This is a genomic window from Corynebacterium sp. HS2168-gen11 (genome assembly GCF_024834075.1).
Classification (GTDB): Bacteria; Actinomycetota; Actinomycetes; order Mycobacteriales; family Mycobacteriaceae; genus Corynebacterium.
Genome location: NZ_JANUXR010000001.1, coordinates 188,422 through 206,000, shown reverse-complemented (window position 1 = coordinate 206,000; position 17,579 = coordinate 188,422). Strand labels below are relative to the sequence as shown.

The following is a 17,579-nucleotide window of genomic DNA, read 5'->3' as shown; positions in this document are numbered from 1 at the left end:
AACTTTCCTGCAGGCAAGGATCAAACATGGCTCGACGTTCATTACGTGCAACGCTTCCAGATTTCCCATGGAACCTATTACAACCAGCAAAGCACGCAGCTTCACAACATCCAGATGGTTTGATTAATCTTTCCGTTGGATCCCCAGTCGATCCCGTTGCCCCAGGTATTCAATTGGCATTATCGGAGGCAGCCGAAGTCGCAGGCTACCCACAAACCATTGGTACCGCTGCACTTCGCACCGCCATCGGCGCTTCCTTGCAACGCCGCTATCACGTTGCAGCCGACGTTCCAGTCCTGCCTGTGATCGGTACCAAAGAAGCCATTGGCTTACTCCCGCTCTTACTGGGATGTACCGGTAGTGTGGTGATTCCTGAAATTGCATACCCAACCTACGAAGTTGCAGCCTTAATGGCACATACGCAGGTGATTCGTAGCGATCGGCCTTGGGAATTAGCCGATCCAGACTCCATTGATCTGGTATTTCTTAACTCGCCATCTAATCCAACTGGTGCCATCCTTGGCAAAGAGCACCTGCGCACCTTAATTGCATGGGCGCGTAAGCATGACGTACTCATTGCCTCTGATGAATGCTATTTGGGTCTGACTTGGGAAGGCGAAGCCTATTCCATCTTGCACCCTGAGATTTGCGAGAACGACTACACCAACCTTTTGGCAATTCATTCCTTGTCTAAAACCTCAAACCTCGCAAGCTACCGCGCCGGGTTCTTTGCAGGTGATGCCGCGATTATTGCTGAGCTCACAGAAATTCGCAAGCACTTAGGGCTTATGATGCCAGGTCCGATCCAAGCAGCCATGACAGCAGCGCTTGACGACGATGATCAAGAAGCCTTGCAAAAGCTGCGCTATGCTTCTCGACGCGTCTTGCTCATCCAAGCCTTCCAGGAAGCAGGATTCCGCATTGAAGAATCTCAAGCCGGATTGTATCTCTGGATGACTCGCGATGAGAATTGTTGGGAGACTGTTGCTTGGCTTGCAAAGCGTGGCATCTTGGTTGCTCCTGGTGAATTCTATGGTGAGCAGGCCGTAAATTATGTCCGAGTGGCATTAACCGGCAGTGATGCAGATATTGCACAAGTCCCAAACCGTTTAGCATCCTAATATGGCCCTGCGGCCAGCAGCACGTCAGGGGATTAGCTGGAAAAAAGTTCGCCTGACTGGTGTTGTCCCTGATTCTGGGCAGTATCTTGCTGCCCAGGCAGGTGATAGCCCCTATCCGCCATTAAGTGTGCTGCCAGCAGGCACTCCTTTGGATCGACCCGTATATGCCTGGGTATGGCCAGGAGTTCCAGATGAACCAGTGCTACCTGTGCAGCATAGCGTGCTCTATGAAAATGAAGATTTCTTAATAGCGTGGAAACCGCATTTTCTTCCCACCACCACAAACGGCAAAATTGTGGTCAATACCTTACAAACAAGGTTGAGGGTAATCCTGAATAACCCTGATATTGTGCCATTGCATCGCCTGGATGTCATGACAGCCGGATTGGTCTTATGTTCGGTAAATCCTGCAACGCGGAGTCAATACCAGCAATTATTTGCCACGTCTCAGATTCAAAAAACGTATCGAGCAACCGTGTCCCGACCATGGACTGGCCCAAGTGGCACAGTGCAGCTGGGAATGGTCAAAGACAAAGGACAACCGCAAGTACGCGTTGATCCTCAGGGGCGAATGACAACCACCAAGGTCACAGTACTGAGTCCAACATTGGTTGAGCTGCAACCAATAACCGGGCATACGCATCAGCTCCGCGTGCTGTGCGCACATTTCGGCTCACCGATTCTTGGTGATGATGTGTATCCGGTGGTGCAAAATCGCAATTTTTATGATCTTTCCACGCCCTTAGCCTTAGAGGCGTGTACCTTAGAATTTGATGACCCACAAACTAATTGTCATTTTCGCTTCACAACCCTGTAAAGTATGAGCGGTTTGAATAATCGTTTGCTCCTGGAAGGCTGAAAGGTATGAGTCGCATCGGTTCCAATATCCGACAATTTCTAGCATTTGGGATTGTTGGTGGTTCTGGCGTGATCGTGAACCTAGCAGTGGTCTATATTGTGCGCAAGCTAGCACGCGCCTTCTGGCAGATCAGCGAGCATGACGCCGTCGCCAATTTATTCGGGAGTCCATTTCATATTCGTTGGTATCACGTCGTGATGACGATTGCCTTTTTCGTCGCTAACACGTGGAACTACCAGCTCAATCGTCTCTGGACCTTCAAATCAGATGTAATGGTGTCGTGGATCCGCGGCTTCTTCCCATTCCTCGCCACTGGCATTATGGCCTTCATTGTCAGCCAGATCGTCGCGACATTACTGATGAATCCGGAAAGTCCGCTAGCATTATCGAGCCAAATTTTCGATGATTCCACAGGCTTCCGCACGAAGTTTTATTGGGCATCGATTGCTGCGATTGTGGTATCGATGCCGGTGAATTTCATTTTGAATAAGGTCTGGACCTTCCGACGAACGTCGCTAGGCAAATAATGCAAAAGCCGCCGAGAGCAGGAAGTTTGAACTTCAAGCTTCTCGACGGCGAAAGGATTGCCACCTTAATTGGTGCTATGCATTCTGGTGTAGTGCAGCATTGAGCTCGACTTTCGCCGATTTCCACGCCACAGCTTCAATTGCACCGCTTAAAGAATTGCGGCGGAACAAAATGTTGTTGCCACCGGATAGGGCAGCGGCCTTAATAGCATCGCCATCGGCAACACCTGCAGCAGTGGCAACACCGCCGCGTGCAATTACCTTTGAACCAGCAGTAACATACAAGCCTGCTTCAACCACGCAGTCATCGCCAAGCGAAATACCAAGGCCGGCGTTTGCACCTAAGAGGCAGCGCTTGCCAATGGAAATAACATGCTTGCCGCCACCAGAAAGGGTGCCCATGATCGATGCGCCGCCACCAATATCGGAGCCGTCGGCAACGACAACGCCAGCGGAGATACGTCCTTCCACCATGGAATTGCCTAAGGTACCAGCGTTGAAGTTTACGAAGCCTTCGTGCATAACTGTGGTGCCTTCAGCTAAGTGTGCGCCAAGACGAACACGATCGGCATCGCCAATGCGCACACCGGTTGGAACGACATAATCGACCATGCGTGGGAATTTATCGACCGAGTAGATAATGACTTGGCCGCGAGCAGCAAGGCGTGCACGGGTCAGCTCAAAGCCGGCTGGCAGGCATGGGCCGAAGTTCGTCCATACAACATTTGCCAGCAATCCGAACACACCATCAAGGTTGAGCCCATGTGGCTGCACCAAACGGTGAGAGAGCAGATGCAAACGCAGATATGCGTCATATGCATCGACAGGTGCAGCATCAAGATCAGCAATCACAGTGGTAATTGCAACGCGAGTGGTCTGACGAGCCTCGTCAGTACCCACCAGCGCGGCAAATTCTACAGGAACTTCGGTCAACTGGGTTGTACCTGCGGTCATTTCACCTTGACCTAAGGTTGGTTCTGGGAACCAAGCATCGAGAATTGTGCCGTTTGAATGAAGAGTTGCTACACCTGTAGCGCGTGCATAAGTTGTCATGAGATGTTAGTTTACATGCTTTTTGGATCGGCCGTTAGGGGTGAAGAAGCTGGCGCCAATGGTGATTGCGGCAAGCACGATCACAGCAGAAATCTGGCCGCGTGAACCTGGATCATTCAAGATCAATGCAATCAAAACTGCCAGCAAGCTCAGCGCGAGAACACCACTGTATGGGTGCCATGCCATCTTGACTTGTGTCAGTTCATTGTTGCGAACTAATTCTGGGTGCAGTTTCATCCAGGTCAATGCAATCATCGCCCATAGGAATAATAAGCAACCGCCAACGGCGTTGAAGAGGAAGCCGAGCAAGTTTGCTGGGTTCCAGTACTGCAATGCTACTGAGCCAAAGGCAAAGAGCATGGACAAGATTACCGAATTTGTTGGCACACCTTGAGCAGAAATCTTTGCGAAAATGCTTGGTGCATCGCGACGCTGTGCCAATGAGAAGATCAGACGCGAGGTACCGTAAATCTGTGCGTTAAAGGCAGACAGCAGCGCTAATACAATGATCAGTTCCATAAAACCTGTGACATATGGTAGATGTGCCATGCTTAAGATCATGGTGAATGGAGATTCTGCAGCGTTGGAAGCTCCGCCAATGCTTTCATATGGCAACAGTGCGGAAATCACGATCACAGAGCCGAGGTAGAAGAACAAAATACGCCAGATTACAGAGCGTACAGCAGTAGAAATGGATGCTGCTGGGTTTTCAGATTCAGCTGCGGCAATGGTGATGATCTCAATACCACCAAAGGCGAACGCAACTGCTAACAAACCAGTTGCCACACCGGTAATGCCATTTGGCATAAAGCCGTTGCCAAGCAAATTACGAGTACCAACGTATTCCGTACCTGGTAGCAGGCCAAAGATCAACAGCACACCAATGATTAAGAAGGCAATAATCACAGCAATCTTAATCAGCGCAAACCAGAATTCGAATTCACCGAATCCGCTGACATGAGCCAGATTGATAATTGCGAAAATTGTGACGCAGATCAGTGCTGGAATCCATGGATCGACTCCGAACCAGGCGCTCATAATGCCTGCAGCGCCAGTCATTTCAGCACCCATCACCATTGTGAGCATGAACCAGTACAGCCAACCTACGGTAAAGCCGGCCCAGTGACCGAATGCTTGTTCTGCATAAACAGAAAAGGATCCTGAACTTGGTCGCGCAGCGGCCAGTTCGCCGAGCATTTGCATGAAAAAGACCACCATGATGCCGGCAAAAATATAGCCTAAGATCACAGCCGGTCCGGCTGCTTGGATACCGACTCCGGTGCCCAAGAACAACCCTGCACCAATTGCGGAGCCAAGCCCCATCATGGTCAGGTGGCGTGTTTTGAGCCCCGTACCCAAATTATTTTTATCTGTACTCATAAATTCAAAGAGTATCTGGTATAGGGGCTCATGCGAAATTTGATTCTAGTTTCCCAGCAAACTCGCAATGATATTGCAAAGATTGCCAATTATTGCGCAATTTTTCTTGCAACCGGCAGAATCGAACCGGCCTCAAGGGTAATTGACCAATCAGATTGCCCATCAATGGTGCCTGCAACATCCACCGTGCCAGAATCAGCAAAATATAAAGGCGTGGTTGGCGCAATGGTGACAGTATTGCCAATAATTACGTTATCGCCCAGATTCACACCATGAACAGTTGAAGAAATACCAATCGAACAATTATTGCCAATCTGTAATGGCTGTGGTTTTTCGCTGATAAGCGCTGAGGAAAGTTGCAAGCTGCAATGCTGACCTACTGTAGTGCCAGAAGCAATGCGACCTTCCACTCGGCACGGACCTAACGTACCTGCATTATGCGAAACATATCCTTCGCGAATGACCATTGTGCCCTCGGCAAGATATGCGCCCAGACGCACTCGCTCGGCTTCTGAAATTTGTACCCCGGTAGGAACCACATAATCGACCATACGGGGTAAAGGATCAATGCCGTAGACGTGGATGAGTCCTCGGGTGCGCAAAGACGTGCGCATATGCTCAAAATTATCAGGCAAGCACGGGCCTTTATTTGTCCATACCACCACAGACAGCTTGGCTACTGCATCAACCATATTGAGACAATTAGGTTTGACCAAGCGGTGTGAAAGTAAATGCAATCGTAGGTACACGTCGTGAGCATCAATGGCTTCTTCTTGCAGATCTCGAATATATGTATGAACTGCTACTTGTTCCACCATGCGATCGTCGTCAAGGCGCACTAAAGATAACAGTCGTGGTGGTAAATCTTGTGCTCCGAGGCGTTCTGTATGGGTATCGAAGGTAGGATTTTCCACTAATTCCGGGGTAGGAAACCACGTATCAAGAACCGACCCATCAAGGGCAATATTTGCGATACCAACTGCGTGTGCACCAATAACCGACATGAGCAATATTCTATACGGTTGCAAGATGCCTTACGCGTCAAGAAACATTTCGCTAAGCTAATGATCATGTTGAATTTGACAACGGACCCAGTTGAACTTACTGCAGCTCTTGTGGACATTTTAAGCCCAAGCCACAATGAAAAGCAGATTGCAGACGCACTCGAAACCGCTTTACGTGAGATTACTAACGTTGAAGTTTTACGCCACGGCAATACCTTAGTTGCGCGTACTCATAGGGGACTGGGCTCGCGTGTTATCCTCGCAGGTCATATCGATACTGTGCCTGCTGCAGATAACCATCCATCCCATTTTGGTGAAAACGAGCAAGGCGAACGCACCTTATTTGGTTTAGGCAGCGTAGATATGAAATCTGGCATGGCCTGTTATCTACATACCTTTGCGACCTTGGCCAATGATCCAGCACTGCGGCATGATCTCACCTTGGTGTGTTACGAGGGGGAAGAAGTTGCCAGCCAATACAACGGTTTGGGACATATCCAGCAGGCACATCCAGACTGGCTTGCAGGCGATGTTGCATTATTGGGTGAGCCTTCAGGTGCAGTTATTGAAGCAGGCTGCCAAGGTTCCATTCGCTTGCGCGTGATCGGGCATGGCGTGCGCGCACACTCAGCACGCAGCTGGTTGGGTATCAATGCGATGCACCAGCTGGCACCGGTGATTAGTGCGATCGCGGCATATGATGCGCAAGAAGTGCTTGTCGACGGTTGTCTCTACCACGAGGGCTTAAATATTGTGCACTGTGAATCTGGGGTGGCAACAAATACCATTCCAGATACTGCCTGGATGTTTGTGAATTTCCGTTTTGCACCACATCGCAGTGTTGATGAAGCACTTGCACACATGCTGGAAGTATTGAATCTTCCAGAAGGTGTGACGTATGAAATTGACGATGCAGTCCCAGGAGCGCGGCCAGGATTAGATCGGCCAGTGGTCAAAGATCTCATTGCTGCAACAGGTGGTCAGGTACGGGCAAAATATGGCTGGACCGATGTCGCACGCTTTAGTGAGTTGGGGATTCCTGCTGTGAATTTCGGCCCAGGAGATCCAAGTTTTTGCCATAAACCAGATGAACAATGCCCAGTTGAGATGATTGTCGATGTTGCGGCAACACTGCGAACCTATCTGGCATGAGTAGGATGAACACTATGAATGAACACACACGCATGCTGCGCGGTCCTGTCCTGCTTCGTGGAACTGATCAACCACAAGCTTCAACCCATGATCAACGTTTGCTCGAAACTCCGAAAGATAATTCCTGGAAGCATAATGATCCGTGGCGCGTGCTGCGAATCCAAAGTGAATTTGTCACTGGCTTTGATACTTTAAGTGAACTGCCAACTGCAGTGACTGTGTTTGGTTCCGCGCGTACACCAGAAGATTCGCCAGTGTATGCGATGGGGCAAGAAGTCGGGCAACGCTTAGCCCAAGCAGGTTTTGCTGTGATCACAGGTGGTGGCCCTGGATTGATGGAAGCCGCCAACCGAGGTGCCCATGATGGTGCAGGATTGTCCGTTGGTTTAGGTATTGAGCTGCCGCATGAGCAAGGTCTCAACAACTACGTTGATGTGGGATTAAATTTCCGTTACTTCTTTGTTCGGAAAACCATGTTTTTAAAGTACTCCCAAGCATTCGTCTGCCTGCCAGGTGGTTTAGGTACACTCGACGAACTGTTTGAAGTGCTATGTATGGTGCAGACTGGGAAAGTCACCAATTTCCCAATTGTGCTACTGGGCACCAAATTCTGGGGCGGATTGGTGCAATGGTTACAAGATACATTGGTGGAACAGGGCACGATTAGTCCAGAAGATTTGGATTTATTCTTGCTTACGGACTCCATCGATGAAGCCGTTGCCCATATTTGTGCGCATATTCCACACTCTAAGGAATCCTAGATGGCAATTGCTATTGGGCTTATCGTATTAGCACTGCTAACAGCGGTCTGTGTGCTAGTGACATATCGCACTCTTGGGAAAAGTTTTGCAGAGGAAATTCAACACTATCACGACTCTCACCCCCTAAAGGCGGTTGAGGGAGTACAATTAGAAGAAGAACCACAACCATAACGCAAAGAAGACGGTGAGATAACTATGGCTGCCATGAAACCTCGTACGGGAAATGGTCCGATGGAAGCGGTATTTGAAAGTCGTAAGATTGTGATGCGCATCCCAACGGACGGTGGTGGACGCTTGGTTATTGAGCTTAATAAAGAAGAAGCAAGCGAGCTTGCTGGTCTTTTGCAGGCTGTGAGTGAATAACAAGAAGTTTTTATGTGTACTTGGAGATTCGTCTATACTAGGGCGAATCTCTTTTTTATCCCCGCTTGAAAATTAAAGGAGCCCATTCGCGATGCTTGCTGATGTTATCGATTTACTCGCAGATCCTATGGATGGATCTTCCTTAAGCGGGGTTGATGAATACAAACGACTCATCTCTGCAAGTGGTCATTCCTTCGATGTTGCACGCCAAGGCTATATTACGTTAGCCCCTGGTACTGGCTTAAAACATAATGGCGATGATTTTTCAATGGTTGCTGCCCGCGAAACCTTTTTATCGCGTGGGCACTTTGCGCCATTTGTTGAAGCCGTATCAACCACTGTTGCCCATGTCCTTGATGATGCCGGAGTGCCGGATGATGCAACACCTGCAATTCTAGAAGTTGGTGCAGGTACTGGCTACTATCTCTCACATGTTTTGGACTCAATTCATGGTGCTCGCGGTGTAGGGCTGGATGCTTCTATCCCAGCAGCGAAAGTCCTTGCCAAATGTCATCCACGCGTTGGTGCAGTGGTCGCAGATGCATGGTCGACCTTACCAATTCGCGATAATTCTATTGATGCCATCACCGTGGTATTTGCGCCTCGAAACCCACAAGAATTTGCTCGGGTATTAAAACCACACGGCGAAGTTGTTGTCATGACGCCAAATGTTGGCCATTTATCAGAGCTGCGTGATCCACTCGGTATTCTTGATGTGGAATCCGGCAAGATTGAGCGCATGCTGGAACAAGCAAAAGATTATTTGGTGCAAGTTGAGCCAAGTCAAACAGTGGAGTTTGTGATGAACTTGGATCAAAACTCGATTGCGACTCAAATTGGCATGAGCCCATCAGCACGTCATATTGCTCCAGAAGAATTGAATGAACGCGTTGCGGCATTGCCATCAACAATGCAGGTTACTGCGCGTGCAAGTGTGACTCGACTGCGTCGAATCGCATAGGGATTACGCAATTTCAAACACTTCACCCCTTGTGTGTCACTCAGTTTTGAGGAAACACAAGGGGTGATTGCTATGCAAAGAATATGCTGAATTAGAGCAGGCTACGATAAATATCGACAGTTTGTTGTGCAATAGTTGCCCACGAGAAGTCTTGTACTGCTCGTGTGCGGCCAGCAATACCAAATTGGTGAGCACGCTCTTGATCTGCAACCACAGTATTGACAGCTGCTGCAAGATCGTGTTCAAACGCTGCTACATCGGCTTCGTCGTAATGCACCAAACTGCCGGTAACGCCATCAACAACAACCTCAGGGATGCCTCCGACATCAGAGGCTACCACTGCCGTCCCACATGCCATTGCTTCAAGATTGACAATGCCGAGTGGCTCATAAATTGAAGGGCAGACGAACACATCAGCTGCAGTGAGGATCTCTTGAATCTTCTCCTTTGGTAGCATATCCTGCACCCAAATAATCCCGTCGCGTTCGGCTTGGAGATCTTCAACTAGAGTCTTGGTGCGTGCTGCAATTTCAGGAGTATCAGGAGCACCGGCACATAACACGAGTTGAATTGCAGGATCAAAGTTACGAGCAGCTTTCACTAAATGCTCGACACCTTTTTGGCGCGTAATACGACCAACGAAAGCCACAATTGGACGAGTCGAATCAACGCCCAGTTCGGTGAGAACAGAGTGTTCTTGGAATGTTGGTCGTGGTTGCCACAATTCAGTGTCAATACCATTGAGGACCACGTGAATCTTGTCTGCATCAATTCGTGGATACGCTTCAAGTACAGCATGTTTCATTTTTGCTGAAACTGCAATAACCGCATCTGCATACTCCATTGCGTTGCGTTCTGACCAAGAAGAAATATCGTAACCGCCGCCGAGCTGTTCACGCTTCCAAGGGCGATCAGGCTCTAAAGAGTGAGCAGTTGCAACATGCGGAATGCCATGCAGTCGTGCTGCGAGATGGCCGCCAAGTCCGGTATACCACGTATGGGTGTGGACAACGCTTGCCCCCGCTGCTGCTTCTGCCATGCGTAAACCGGTGGAGAGGGTTTGGATTGCTGGATTGGCAGTGCGCAGTGCGTCGTCAAAGCTGTGTACGTAAACATCGGCTTCGGTGCGTGGTTTGCCCATGCAGTGGACGTCGACAGGCACAAGTTCGCGCATGTAACGGGTCAATTCAGTGACATGCACACCAGCGCCGCCATAAATCTCGGGTGGGTATTCTTTGGTCATCATTGCAACTCTCATACTGTTCAATGTAGCTGCTTTTGGGGTATTTCGCAGGGTGTTATATCTCGCATTTTTGAAAAACTCATACAATTGTTGAAAAACTGGGATAAATTGAAGGATGTGAGGAATCAAAATAACGTTTTAGCAATTGTCCTAGCAGGTGGTGAAGGTAAGCGTTTGTTCCCGCTTACTGAAGATCGAGCTAAACCTGCTGTTCCATTTGGCGGTACCTACCGCTTGATCGACTTCGTGTTATCGAATCTGGTCAACGCAGGGTATATGAAGATTTGCGTGCTAACCCAGTACAAATCGCATTCCCTGGACCGTCATATTTCCCAAGCATGGCAATTCTCGGGCCCAACGGCTCAGTATATTGCTTCGGTGCCTGCCCAGCAGCGTCTTGGTAAGCACTGGTATCTTGGCTCTGCAGATGCGATTTTGCAGTCTTTGAACTTGATCTACGATGAGAATCCTGACTATGTGATCGTTTTTGGTGCGGATCACGTCTACCGTATGGATCCAGAGCAAATGGTCGAAGACCATATCAAGTCTGGCAAGGCAGTTTCTGTTGCAGGTATTCGCATTCCGCGCGCTGAAGCTTCCGCATTTGGTTGCATTCAATCCGATGAGGATGGCAACATCACTGAGTTTTTGGAAAAACCAGCTGATCCACCAGGTACCCCGGATGACCCTGAGATGACCTATGCTTCAATGGGGAACTACGTATTTACCACGAAGGATCTTATCGAAGCGTTAAAGGCTGATGAAGTCAATCCAGATTCTACGCACGATATGGGTGGCGACATCATTCCATACTTCGTTTCGAAGAATGATGCGCACGTGTATGACTTCTCCAATAACCACGTACCAGGTTCCACCGATCGTGATCGCGGTTACTGGCGTGACGTTGGTACCATCGATGCCTTCTACGAAGCACATATGGATTTAATCTCGGTGCTTCCAATCTTTAACCTGTATAACCAAAAGTGGCCCATCCGTTCGACCGATCTTGGTGAATTGCCTCCAGCAAAGTTTGTGCAAGGTGGCATTGCGCAATCCTCCATGGTGGCGCAAGGCTCTATTATTTCTGGTTCGACGGTGCGCAATTCCGTGCTTTCTACCGACGTGGTTGTCGAGGAAGGTGCAACGGTTGAAGGTTCTGTCTTAATGCCAGGTGTTCGGATTGGTAAAGGCGCAGTTGTTCGCCACGCCATTTTGGATAAGAACGTGATTGTCAATGACGGTACGTTAATTGGTGTTGACCGTCAGCGCGACGAAGAGCGCTTCGCTGTTAGCCCAGGTGGCGTTGTAGTTGTAGGGAAAAACACTGTGGTGTCATAATCTACCTATGACTTGAGAGAAAGCACACCGTCGCATGGCCAAGGATAGTTTTTGGCTTTGCGACGGTGTGCTGTTGTGTGAAGTCTTAAAGTAAAGATAATTGCTGATGCATTATGCATCTAATTTAGTAATGACCACCATGCCAGCGCCTAATGGCAAGCGGGTGACGAGTACGTGTTCGAGATTACGAATATACTCATCAGCTTCACGGGCTGCGACTGAATCACGATCTTTTCGAGTGTGATCGCCGATGGTGCCGTCGAAAAGCATGTCAGGCAAGACAATCGAGCCGCCTACGGAAAGCAGTGGCAAGGCTGCGTCGACAAACGCTTGAATGTCAACAGGTGGAACTTCGCCATAGACGAGTTGATAGGAGTCTTGTGCAAAACGCTTCATAACTGTCAGTGGCGGTGATGGTAAGAAGCGAATATTTGTCAAGGAGTAACCTGCAGCGCGGAAGGCATCTTTGGCACGCTTATGATATTCCGGTTCTTGGTCTACGCAGGTCAAGGTGCCAGAATCTTGCAGGCCTTTGAGGATATATAAGCCAACGATGCTAGCAGCTGGAGTGACTATAATTGCGCTGCGCGCATGAGCTGCTGCTGTGAGCGTTGAAAGGAGTTCGCCTGTCATGGTGTCTGGAATAGTCAGGCCGAACTCGTGGGCATCCTCAAGTGCTTGTGCAAAAGCGGGATGTTGGCTTGAGGTTTGTTCGATGTAGGTACGCAATTCTTCGGTCACGGTTCTAGCATAAAGTGTTCCGCGCATTTGCGGTGGAATGACAATCAATGTTGTGACTGGTGGGGAAGATGATACAAAAAAGTTGTGAAATAGTCAGTATTGACAGTAAATTCACAGCTTCCTAATTGCTATTCATGAGCTTGATAAGGCACCATAGAAGACATGGCTTCTAAAGTTTCCCCTCAATCTGAGACCTTAGCTGGTACTGCTGCATTTGATGCCGGTACCGGTGAAATGCCGCCGTGGGGTGAACTTGTCAAACAACACGCTGACGGTGTGTATCGCTTGGCGTATCGCCTCAGTGGTAACGAACATGATGCAGAAGATTTAACGCAAGAAACCTTCATGCGAGTATTTCGTTCGGTAAAAAACTATAAACCAGGCACTTTTGAAGGCTGGTTGCATCGTATTACCACGAATCTCTTTTTAGACATGGTGCGGCATCGTTCCAAAATTTATATGGAATCACTGCCGGAAGACTATGAGCGTGTGCCAGCGACTACCATTGGCCCAGAACAAGCCTATAGTGTCTCTCACCTCGATCCAGCTTTACAAGATGCACTTGATGAGCTTGCCCCTGAGTTTCGTGTTGCAGTTGTTTTGTGTGACGTTGTTGGAATGAGCTACGACGAAATTGCTGAAACCTTAGGCGTAAAGATGGGCACTGTACGCTCGCGTATTCACCGTGGGCGATCCCAACTGCGGGTGAGTTTGGAAGAACGAGCTGCAGTTGATGAAGAAGCTCAGTTGTTGATTCGTTCCTAGTTGCGTGATCGTAATATGCAACGATCACGCGTTCGGCGATGTCGTCGCGCGAAAAAGAGATTGATATTACGAGATGACAGTGTATCAGCAGTATAAAAGAGATGCTGCTCACTGAGAGATTGCAGCAGTGTTTCGGTAAGATTAAGGGTGAACATGCAAATATTCTCACCTCGACTCGCAAACTGCTTTAAAATGAGGATCAGGACTGAGCGTTAAAGGAGGCGTTGTGCATTACGAAGCGAAGATAGCTCCATATAGCTCTAAAGTTCGCCAGGCGGTACAAAAGTTTACTGTCGTGGACCATCTGAACCCAGAAGCTATTGCAGCGTATGTTGATAATGAACTTTCAGCTGCTGCCGCTCGCCGCGCGCGGATGCATTTTGAGCGATGCGTTGAATGCTGCACGGAAGTGAAAAAACAAATGCGTGCCTCGCAGCGTCTCCGTTCTGGTTGCAAAAACATGCATGCAAGTTCTGAATTGATTGCAAAGCTGCAAGTTCTTGCTGAAGATGCAGCTTGTCACGTTGCCGAACAGCCTGGTCAACGAGACTCATTTCTTGCAAAGTTCCGTGGAAACCTACACCCTTAGGTAAGGTTGAGATTGTGTTTAATAGCGTTGGTTGGGTAGAGATCTTCATGATCTTAGTCATTGCCCTTATCGTAATCGGTCCAGAACGACTTCCAGGAGTCATTGAAGATGTACGTGCAGCAATCTATGCGGCTCGACGTGCTATCAATAATGCTAAAAAAGAACTCAATGGCGATTTCGTTTCTGAATTTGAAGACTTCCGGCAGCCACTGGATCAAATCCGTACTATTCAACGCATGGGGCCAAAAGGCGCGATCACCAAGGTGCTCTTTGATGGTGATGAGGAAACCGTGAATGCGCTTGATCCAAAGAAGCTATTGAGTCGAGAAGATTTAGAGACAGGCTTAAGCGGCAAGCCACAATTGCTTGGTCCAGAGACTCAATCACAACCACGACCGCAACCACAGGTACAACGACCAGCGTCGTCATCTGCGCAAGCGACGCAACCAGCGTCTCCACAATTACCGCCAGCGGGACCGCAAAACCGTAATTTTAGCTGGGAAGATATTGCTTAATTGAAAAACGTATAAGCTCCTTGCAGTTTCTTTACTGTAAGGAGCTTATACGTTATATGAGCTGGCTAGCACTGCAGTTTATGGGTCGCAGGTGCTGCTGTGTTGCAGGTGTTGCCGGTCATCTTAGCGAGGAGCTAGTGCGATTGCACACCCAGACCAAGTGGGCGTCCTGCGAGTGAATCTTTGCGAACAATAAGTTGATCGACAATTGCGCTAATTGCTTGTGCAGTTGGCGATTCTGGATGTGCAACGCTAATTGGAACACCAGTATCGCCGCCTTCCCGTAATTGCGGATCAAGTGGAACACTGCCTAATACACGGACTTGTGCGCCAGTGAGGGTGCTAATACGTTTTGCAACAGCCTCGCCACCACCTGAACCAAAAACATCCAGGAGTGTGCCATCAGGTAGCACCATAGCTCCCATATTTTCAATTACACCAGCAACCGGCTGTTGCGTTTGCAAGGAAATGGTACCAGCGCGTTCTGCTACCTCAGCAGCGGCAGCTTGCGGCGTTGTGACAATCAGGATTTCAGCGTGCGGCAATAATTGGGCAACCGAAATTGCAATATCACCAGTTCCAGGTGGCAAATCAAGCAGCAAAATATCAAGATCGCCCCAGAATACATCACCTAAGAATTGCTGAATTGCGCGGTGGAGCATTGGGCCACGCCAGACCACTGGAGCATTGCCTTCAACAAAGTGCGCAATTGAAATGAGTTTTACGCCGTGGGCAACAGGAGGCATGATCATATCGTCGATTGCATGAGGACGCTCTTGATTCCCAAGCATGCCAGGAATTGAATGGCCGTAGATATCCGCATCCAAGATGCCAACTTTTAATCCGCGTGCTGCGAACGACACGGCAAGATTAACCGTCATTGAAGATTTACCCACGCCACCTTTACCGGACGACACTGCAAAAATGCGGGTGGTGTTTCCAGGTTCAGTAAAAGGAATCACCGGCTCTGTCATATCACCGCGCAAGGATTGCCGTAGCTCACGACGTTGCTGATCACTCATGACGTCAGTAGTGACCGTGACTTCACCGACACCAGGAATCTCTGCGACAGCAGCATGCGCGTTCTCGGTAAGCGTATTTTTCATCGGGCAGCCAGCGATTGTTAAATACAGCACGACAGCAACATTATTATCGTGAATATCAATGGCTTTCACCATGCCGAGTTCGGTTAATGGTTTGCCAATTTCTGGATCTTCAACTCGTGAGAGTGCCTGGCGGACGTCTTGTTCTGTAATAGTTGTCATGCGTGGAAATACTCGCTTATTTCTTACGATTGTGGTCGATGTGTTTCGTGTTGCGCCCTAAAATTGGATCAGAAAGATCTTCTGCAGCATCATTATCGCCAATATGGTGACGATACGCGGTACGCTCCGCAACTTCTTCATCGAGCTTGGCTTCAATTCTTTCTAACATAGTGTGCAAATCTTCAAGCTCATGGCGTAAATAGTCGCGGGTAACCAATTCACCCATAGCTAAACGCAAACCTGCTAATTCGCGCGTGATATATTCCGTATTTGCTTTCGTCTCAAAGGCACGACGACGATCCTCATTAATGGTGATACGGTCGCGATCTTCTTGGCGATTCTGTGCTAACAAAATGAGTGGTGCTGCGTATGCTGCCTGAGTGGAAAACGCCAAGTTCAGCAAGATGAATGGATATGGATCCCATCGCCACCAAAACACACTTAGATTCAGCGCAATCCAAATGGCAACGAACACTGTTTGCCACATCAAATAGCGGCCTGTACCGAAAAAACGAGCGACGCGTTCGGCATAGGCGCCTACCGTATCGTCGTCAAATTTTAAAAATGTTCGCTTACCCAGCAAACGAGGGGTGTCCAGATCACTCATGGGTTACGCCTCCTTCTTCTGGGTCATTCTCAGGGCGGATACCCGTATCGCGCCAATCATCCGGTAAGAGGTGATCAAGCAAGTCGTCTACGGCGACCGCACCAAGCAAGTGCTGATCATTATCAATAACTGGCCCGCACACCAAGTTATAGGTTGCAAAGTAACGAGCTGCAGTTTCTTGACTATCGTCGGCATATAATGGAGGTAAATCCGGATCAAGGATACCCGAGACTAATGTCGAAGGTGGCTCACGCAAAAGACGCTGGAGATGCACGGATCCCAAATATTTACCCGTTGGCGTTGCAGTTGGCGGGCGAACCACGAACACAATTGAAGCCAACGATGTTGGCAAATCAGGATTACATGCTTGTGCAAGTGCTTCAGCCACAGTCGTTTGCGGCGTAAGAATTAATGGCTCCGGTGTCATCAATGCACCGACAGTATCAGGGTTAAAACTCATCAAGCGACGCACAGGTGCAGACTCTTCTGGGTCCATCAATTCCAATAACACGTCAGCTTTTTGGTGATCTAACTCAGACAAGAGGTCTGCTGCATCATCGGGATCCATTTCTTCCAAAACGTCTGCAGCTCGTTCAATATCTAAGGTTTCAATCAGTTCAGCCTGACGATCTTCACTCATTTCTTGCAGCACGTCGGCCAAGCGCTCATCATCAAATTCTGAGGCGACCGTGACACGCTGCGTTTCTGGCAGCTCATATAGCGCTGAGGCAACGTCTGCCGGACGCATGTCTTCAAACTCCGCAATCAATTCAGCAGCAGCATCCGACATACCAACACCAGCGGCTGTAATGCCATGAACATGTTTCCAAGGCACAATAAAGACTTCGGATCGCCGCGAAAATGTTCCACGAGTTTCTAACACCGCAACTGCAGAAATCGCCCAATCGCGAGTACGGGTGCGTTCTAATTCAATATCGGCGATTTCGACTGGCTTCGCATGCAAACGAGGCAATTCAGGATCATCGATATGTACTGATGAACCAACGAGATCACCTAAAATTGCAACCTCACCCGTGCGTGGTTTGTAACCGCGCAACGAAACAGACCCAGAGACCAGCATAATTTCATGAGGATCAATGGATCCAACACGTAACATCGGTAAGAAAATACGACGCTTGTTTGTCATTTCTACGACAAGACCAAGGACTCGCGAAGTATGCCCATTCGGACGCACATTCACGACAACATCACGAACGCGGCCAATAGCATCAGTTTCAGGGCCACGAACGACCATGCCTGATAAACGACCGGCATATACGCGGGTTACATCACTCATGGCCCCTAGTGTAGTCGTATTTCGTCAGGGAACGTGAA

At 48.9% G+C, this 17,579-nt stretch carries 20 protein-coding genes; 12 read left to right on the top strand and 8 right to left on the bottom strand.

Annotated elements, in window-relative coordinates; translation table 11 throughout:
• Positions 1–26 precede the first annotated feature (26 nt).
• The 3 genes from dapC to NXS99_RS00860 are packed head-to-tail and all read left to right on the top strand — an operon-like array spanning position 27 to position 2,507.
• A complete protein-coding gene (gene dapC, locus NXS99_RS00870; protein WP_259286780.1) occupies positions 27–1,121 on the top strand; it encodes a succinyldiaminopimelate transaminase in 1,095 nt (364 codons plus the stop codon).
• A 1-nt stretch (position 1,122) separates the two neighbouring features.
• On the top strand, positions 1,123–1,938 hold the full coding sequence (locus NXS99_RS00865; RefSeq protein ID WP_259286779.1) for a pseudouridine synthase: 816 nt from the start codon (positions 1,123–1,125) through the stop codon (positions 1,936–1,938).
• Positions 1,939–1,985: 47 nt separating this feature from the next.
• The gene (locus tag NXS99_RS00860) at positions 1,986–2,507 is read left to right on the top strand and encodes a GtrA family protein (RefSeq protein WP_259286778.1); all 522 of its coding nucleotides are present in this window, start codon (positions 1,986–1,988) and stop codon (positions 2,505–2,507) included.
• A gap of 75 nt (positions 2,508–2,582) precedes the next feature.
• On the opposite strand, the gene dapD is transcribed toward NXS99_RS00860, so the two are convergent.
• The 3 genes from dapD to NXS99_RS00845 all read right to left on the bottom strand — a co-directional run bounded on the left by dapD (position 2,583) and on the right by NXS99_RS00845 (position 5,944).
• Positions 2,583–3,560 carry a 2,3,4,5-tetrahydropyridine-2,6-dicarboxylate N-succinyltransferase gene (gene dapD, locus NXS99_RS00855; protein WP_259286777.1) on the bottom strand — a complete coding sequence of 326 codons (978 nt, stop codon included), beginning with the start codon at positions 3,558–3,560 and terminating at the stop codon, positions 2,583–2,585.
• Positions 3,561–3,566: 6 nt separating this feature from the next.
• Complete coding sequence (locus NXS99_RS00850; RefSeq protein WP_259286776.1) at positions 3,567–4,940, bottom strand: amino acid permease; 1,374 nt, start codon at positions 4,938–4,940, stop codon at positions 3,567–3,569.
• A gap of 89 nt (positions 4,941–5,029) precedes the next feature.
• Positions 5,030–5,944, bottom strand: a complete 915-nt coding sequence (locus NXS99_RS00845; RefSeq protein WP_259286775.1) for a DapH/DapD/GlmU-related protein — start codon at positions 5,942–5,944, stop codon at positions 5,030–5,032.
• A 66-nt stretch (positions 5,945–6,010) separates the two neighbouring features.
• Here NXS99_RS00845 and dapE point away from each other — a divergent pair, with 66 nt between their 5' ends.
• The 5 genes from dapE (at position 6,011) to NXS99_RS00820 (ending at position 9,181) form a co-directional block, all read left to right on the top strand.
• On the top strand, positions 6,011–7,096 hold the full coding sequence (gene dapE, locus NXS99_RS00840) for a succinyl-diaminopimelate desuccinylase (protein WP_259286774.1): 1,086 nt from the start codon (positions 6,011–6,013) through the stop codon (positions 7,094–7,096).
• A gap of 14 nt (positions 7,097–7,110) precedes the next feature.
• A complete protein-coding gene (locus tag NXS99_RS00835) occupies positions 7,111–7,857 on the top strand; it encodes a TIGR00730 family Rossman fold protein (RefSeq protein ID WP_259286773.1) in 747 nt (248 codons plus the stop codon).
• Complete coding sequence (locus tag NXS99_RS00830) at positions 7,858–8,028, top strand: hypothetical protein (RefSeq protein WP_259286772.1); 171 nt, start codon at positions 7,858–7,860, stop codon at positions 8,026–8,028.
• A 24-nt stretch (positions 8,029–8,052) separates the two neighbouring features.
• Positions 8,053–8,220 (top strand): DUF3117 domain-containing protein, encoded by a 168-nt coding sequence (locus NXS99_RS00825; protein WP_259286771.1) that lies wholly within the window; start codon positions 8,053–8,055, stop codon positions 8,218–8,220.
• Positions 8,221–8,311: 91 nt separating this feature from the next.
• Positions 8,312–9,181, top strand: a complete 870-nt coding sequence (locus NXS99_RS00820) for a methyltransferase domain-containing protein (RefSeq protein WP_259286770.1) — start codon at positions 8,312–8,314, stop codon at positions 9,179–9,181.
• Positions 9,182–9,272: 91 nt separating this feature from the next.
• Here the strand turns inward: NXS99_RS00820 and glgA are convergent, their stop codons facing one another.
• Positions 9,273–10,439: a glycogen synthase gene (gene glgA / locus NXS99_RS00815; protein ID WP_259286769.1), complete on the bottom strand. Its 1,167-nt coding sequence runs from the start codon at positions 10,437–10,439 to the stop codon at positions 9,273–9,275.
• A 102-nt stretch (positions 10,440–10,541) separates the two neighbouring features.
• Between glgA and glgC the strand changes: the two genes are divergently transcribed.
• Positions 10,542–11,762, top strand: a complete 1,221-nt coding sequence (glgC, locus tag NXS99_RS00810) for a glucose-1-phosphate adenylyltransferase (protein WP_396124786.1) — start codon at positions 10,542–10,544, stop codon at positions 11,760–11,762.
• Positions 11,763–11,873: 111 nt separating this feature from the next.
• Here glgC and NXS99_RS00805 read toward each other — a convergent pair whose 3' ends face one another.
• Entirely contained in the window at positions 11,874–12,530 is a 657-nt protein-coding gene (locus NXS99_RS00805; protein WP_396124785.1) for an O-methyltransferase, read from the bottom strand.
• Positions 12,531–12,665: 135 nt separating this feature from the next.
• Between NXS99_RS00805 and sigE the strand changes: the two genes are divergently transcribed.
• The 3 genes from sigE to NXS99_RS00790 all read left to right on the top strand — a co-directional run bounded on the left by sigE (position 12,666) and on the right by NXS99_RS00790 (position 14,372).
• Positions 12,666–13,268: an RNA polymerase sigma factor SigE gene (gene sigE, locus NXS99_RS00800; RefSeq protein ID WP_259286766.1), complete on the top strand. Its 603-nt coding sequence runs from the start codon at positions 12,666–12,668 to the stop codon at positions 13,266–13,268.
• 226 nt (positions 13,269–13,494) lie between these two features.
• The gene (locus NXS99_RS00795) at positions 13,495–13,857 is read left to right on the top strand and encodes a zf-HC2 domain-containing protein (protein WP_259286765.1); all 363 of its coding nucleotides are present in this window, start codon (positions 13,495–13,497) and stop codon (positions 13,855–13,857) included.
• A 14-nt stretch (positions 13,858–13,871) separates the two neighbouring features.
• Entirely contained in the window at positions 13,872–14,372 is a 501-nt protein-coding gene (locus NXS99_RS00790) for a twin-arginine translocase TatA/TatE family subunit (RefSeq protein WP_259286764.1), read from the top strand.
• 134 nt (positions 14,373–14,506) lie between these two features.
• Here NXS99_RS00790 and NXS99_RS00785 read toward each other — a convergent pair whose 3' ends face one another.
• Genes NXS99_RS00785 through NXS99_RS00775 form a run of 3 tightly spaced genes read right to left on the bottom strand, consistent with a single transcriptional unit; the run spans position 14,507 to position 17,541 of the window.
• Positions 14,507–15,637, bottom strand: coding sequence for an Mrp/NBP35 family ATP-binding protein (locus NXS99_RS00785; protein ID WP_259286763.1), 1,131 nt, complete (start codon positions 15,635–15,637; stop codon positions 14,507–14,509).
• Positions 15,638–15,653: 16 nt separating this feature from the next.
• Entirely contained in the window at positions 15,654–16,244 is a 591-nt protein-coding gene (locus tag NXS99_RS00780) for a DUF1003 domain-containing protein (protein WP_259286762.1), read from the bottom strand.
• A complete protein-coding gene (locus NXS99_RS00775) occupies positions 16,237–17,541 on the bottom strand; it encodes a magnesium transporter MgtE N-terminal domain-containing protein (RefSeq protein WP_259286761.1) in 1,305 nt (434 codons plus the stop codon). Before NXS99_RS00775 ends, NXS99_RS00780 begins: the two co-directional genes overlap by 8 nt.
• Between the last annotated feature and the right edge of the window lie 38 nt (positions 17,542–17,579).

Excerpts from the sequence above, each read along its gene's own strand:
- sigE (WP_259286766.1), top strand. The coding sequence starts at position 12,666 with ATGGCTTCTAAAGTTTCCCCTCAATCTGAGACCTTAGCTGGTACTGCT.
- NXS99_RS00835 (WP_259286773.1), top strand. The coding sequence starts at position 7,111 with ATGAATGAACACACACGCATGCTGCGCGGTCCTGTCCTGCTTCGTGGA.
- NXS99_RS00780 (WP_259286762.1), bottom strand. The coding sequence starts at position 16,244 with ATGAGTGATCTGGACACCCCTCGTTTGCTGGGTAAGCGAACATTTTTA.
- NXS99_RS00865 (WP_259286779.1), top strand. The coding sequence starts at position 1,123 with ATGGCCCTGCGGCCAGCAGCACGTCAGGGGATTAGCTGGAAAAAAGTT.
- NXS99_RS00860 (WP_259286778.1), top strand. The coding sequence starts at position 1,986 with ATGAGTCGCATCGGTTCCAATATCCGACAATTTCTAGCATTTGGGATT.
- NXS99_RS00830 (WP_259286772.1), top strand. The coding sequence starts at position 7,858 with ATGGCAATTGCTATTGGGCTTATCGTATTAGCACTGCTAACAGCGGTC.
- NXS99_RS00825 (WP_259286771.1), top strand. The coding sequence starts at position 8,053 with ATGGCTGCCATGAAACCTCGTACGGGAAATGGTCCGATGGAAGCGGTA.
- glgA (WP_259286769.1), bottom strand. The coding sequence starts at position 10,439 with ATGAGAGTTGCAATGATGACCAAAGAATACCCACCCGAGATTTATGGC.
- NXS99_RS00850 (WP_259286776.1), bottom strand. The coding sequence starts at position 4,940 with ATGAGTACAGATAAAAATAATTTGGGTACGGGGCTCAAAACACGCCAC.
- NXS99_RS00820 (WP_259286770.1), top strand. The coding sequence starts at position 8,312 with ATGCTTGCTGATGTTATCGATTTACTCGCAGATCCTATGGATGGATCT.
- NXS99_RS00845 (WP_259286775.1), bottom strand. The coding sequence starts at position 5,944 with ATGTCGGTTATTGGTGCACACGCAGTTGGTATCGCAAATATTGCCCTT.
- NXS99_RS00775 (WP_259286761.1), bottom strand. The coding sequence starts at position 17,541 with ATGAGTGATGTAACCCGCGTATATGCCGGTCGTTTATCAGGCATGGTC.
- dapC (WP_259286780.1), top strand. The coding sequence starts at position 27 with ATGGCTCGACGTTCATTACGTGCAACGCTTCCAGATTTCCCATGGAAC.
- dapE (WP_259286774.1), top strand. The coding sequence starts at position 6,011 with ATGTTGAATTTGACAACGGACCCAGTTGAACTTACTGCAGCTCTTGTG.
- dapD (WP_259286777.1), bottom strand. The coding sequence starts at position 3,560 with ATGACAACTTATGCACGCGCTACAGGTGTAGCAACTCTTCATTCAAAC.
- NXS99_RS00805 (WP_396124785.1), bottom strand. The coding sequence starts at position 12,530 with ATGCGCGGAACACTTTATGCTAGAACCGTGACCGAAGAATTGCGTACC.
- NXS99_RS00785 (WP_259286763.1), bottom strand. The coding sequence starts at position 15,637 with ATGACAACTATTACAGAACAAGACGTCCGCCAGGCACTCTCACGAGTT.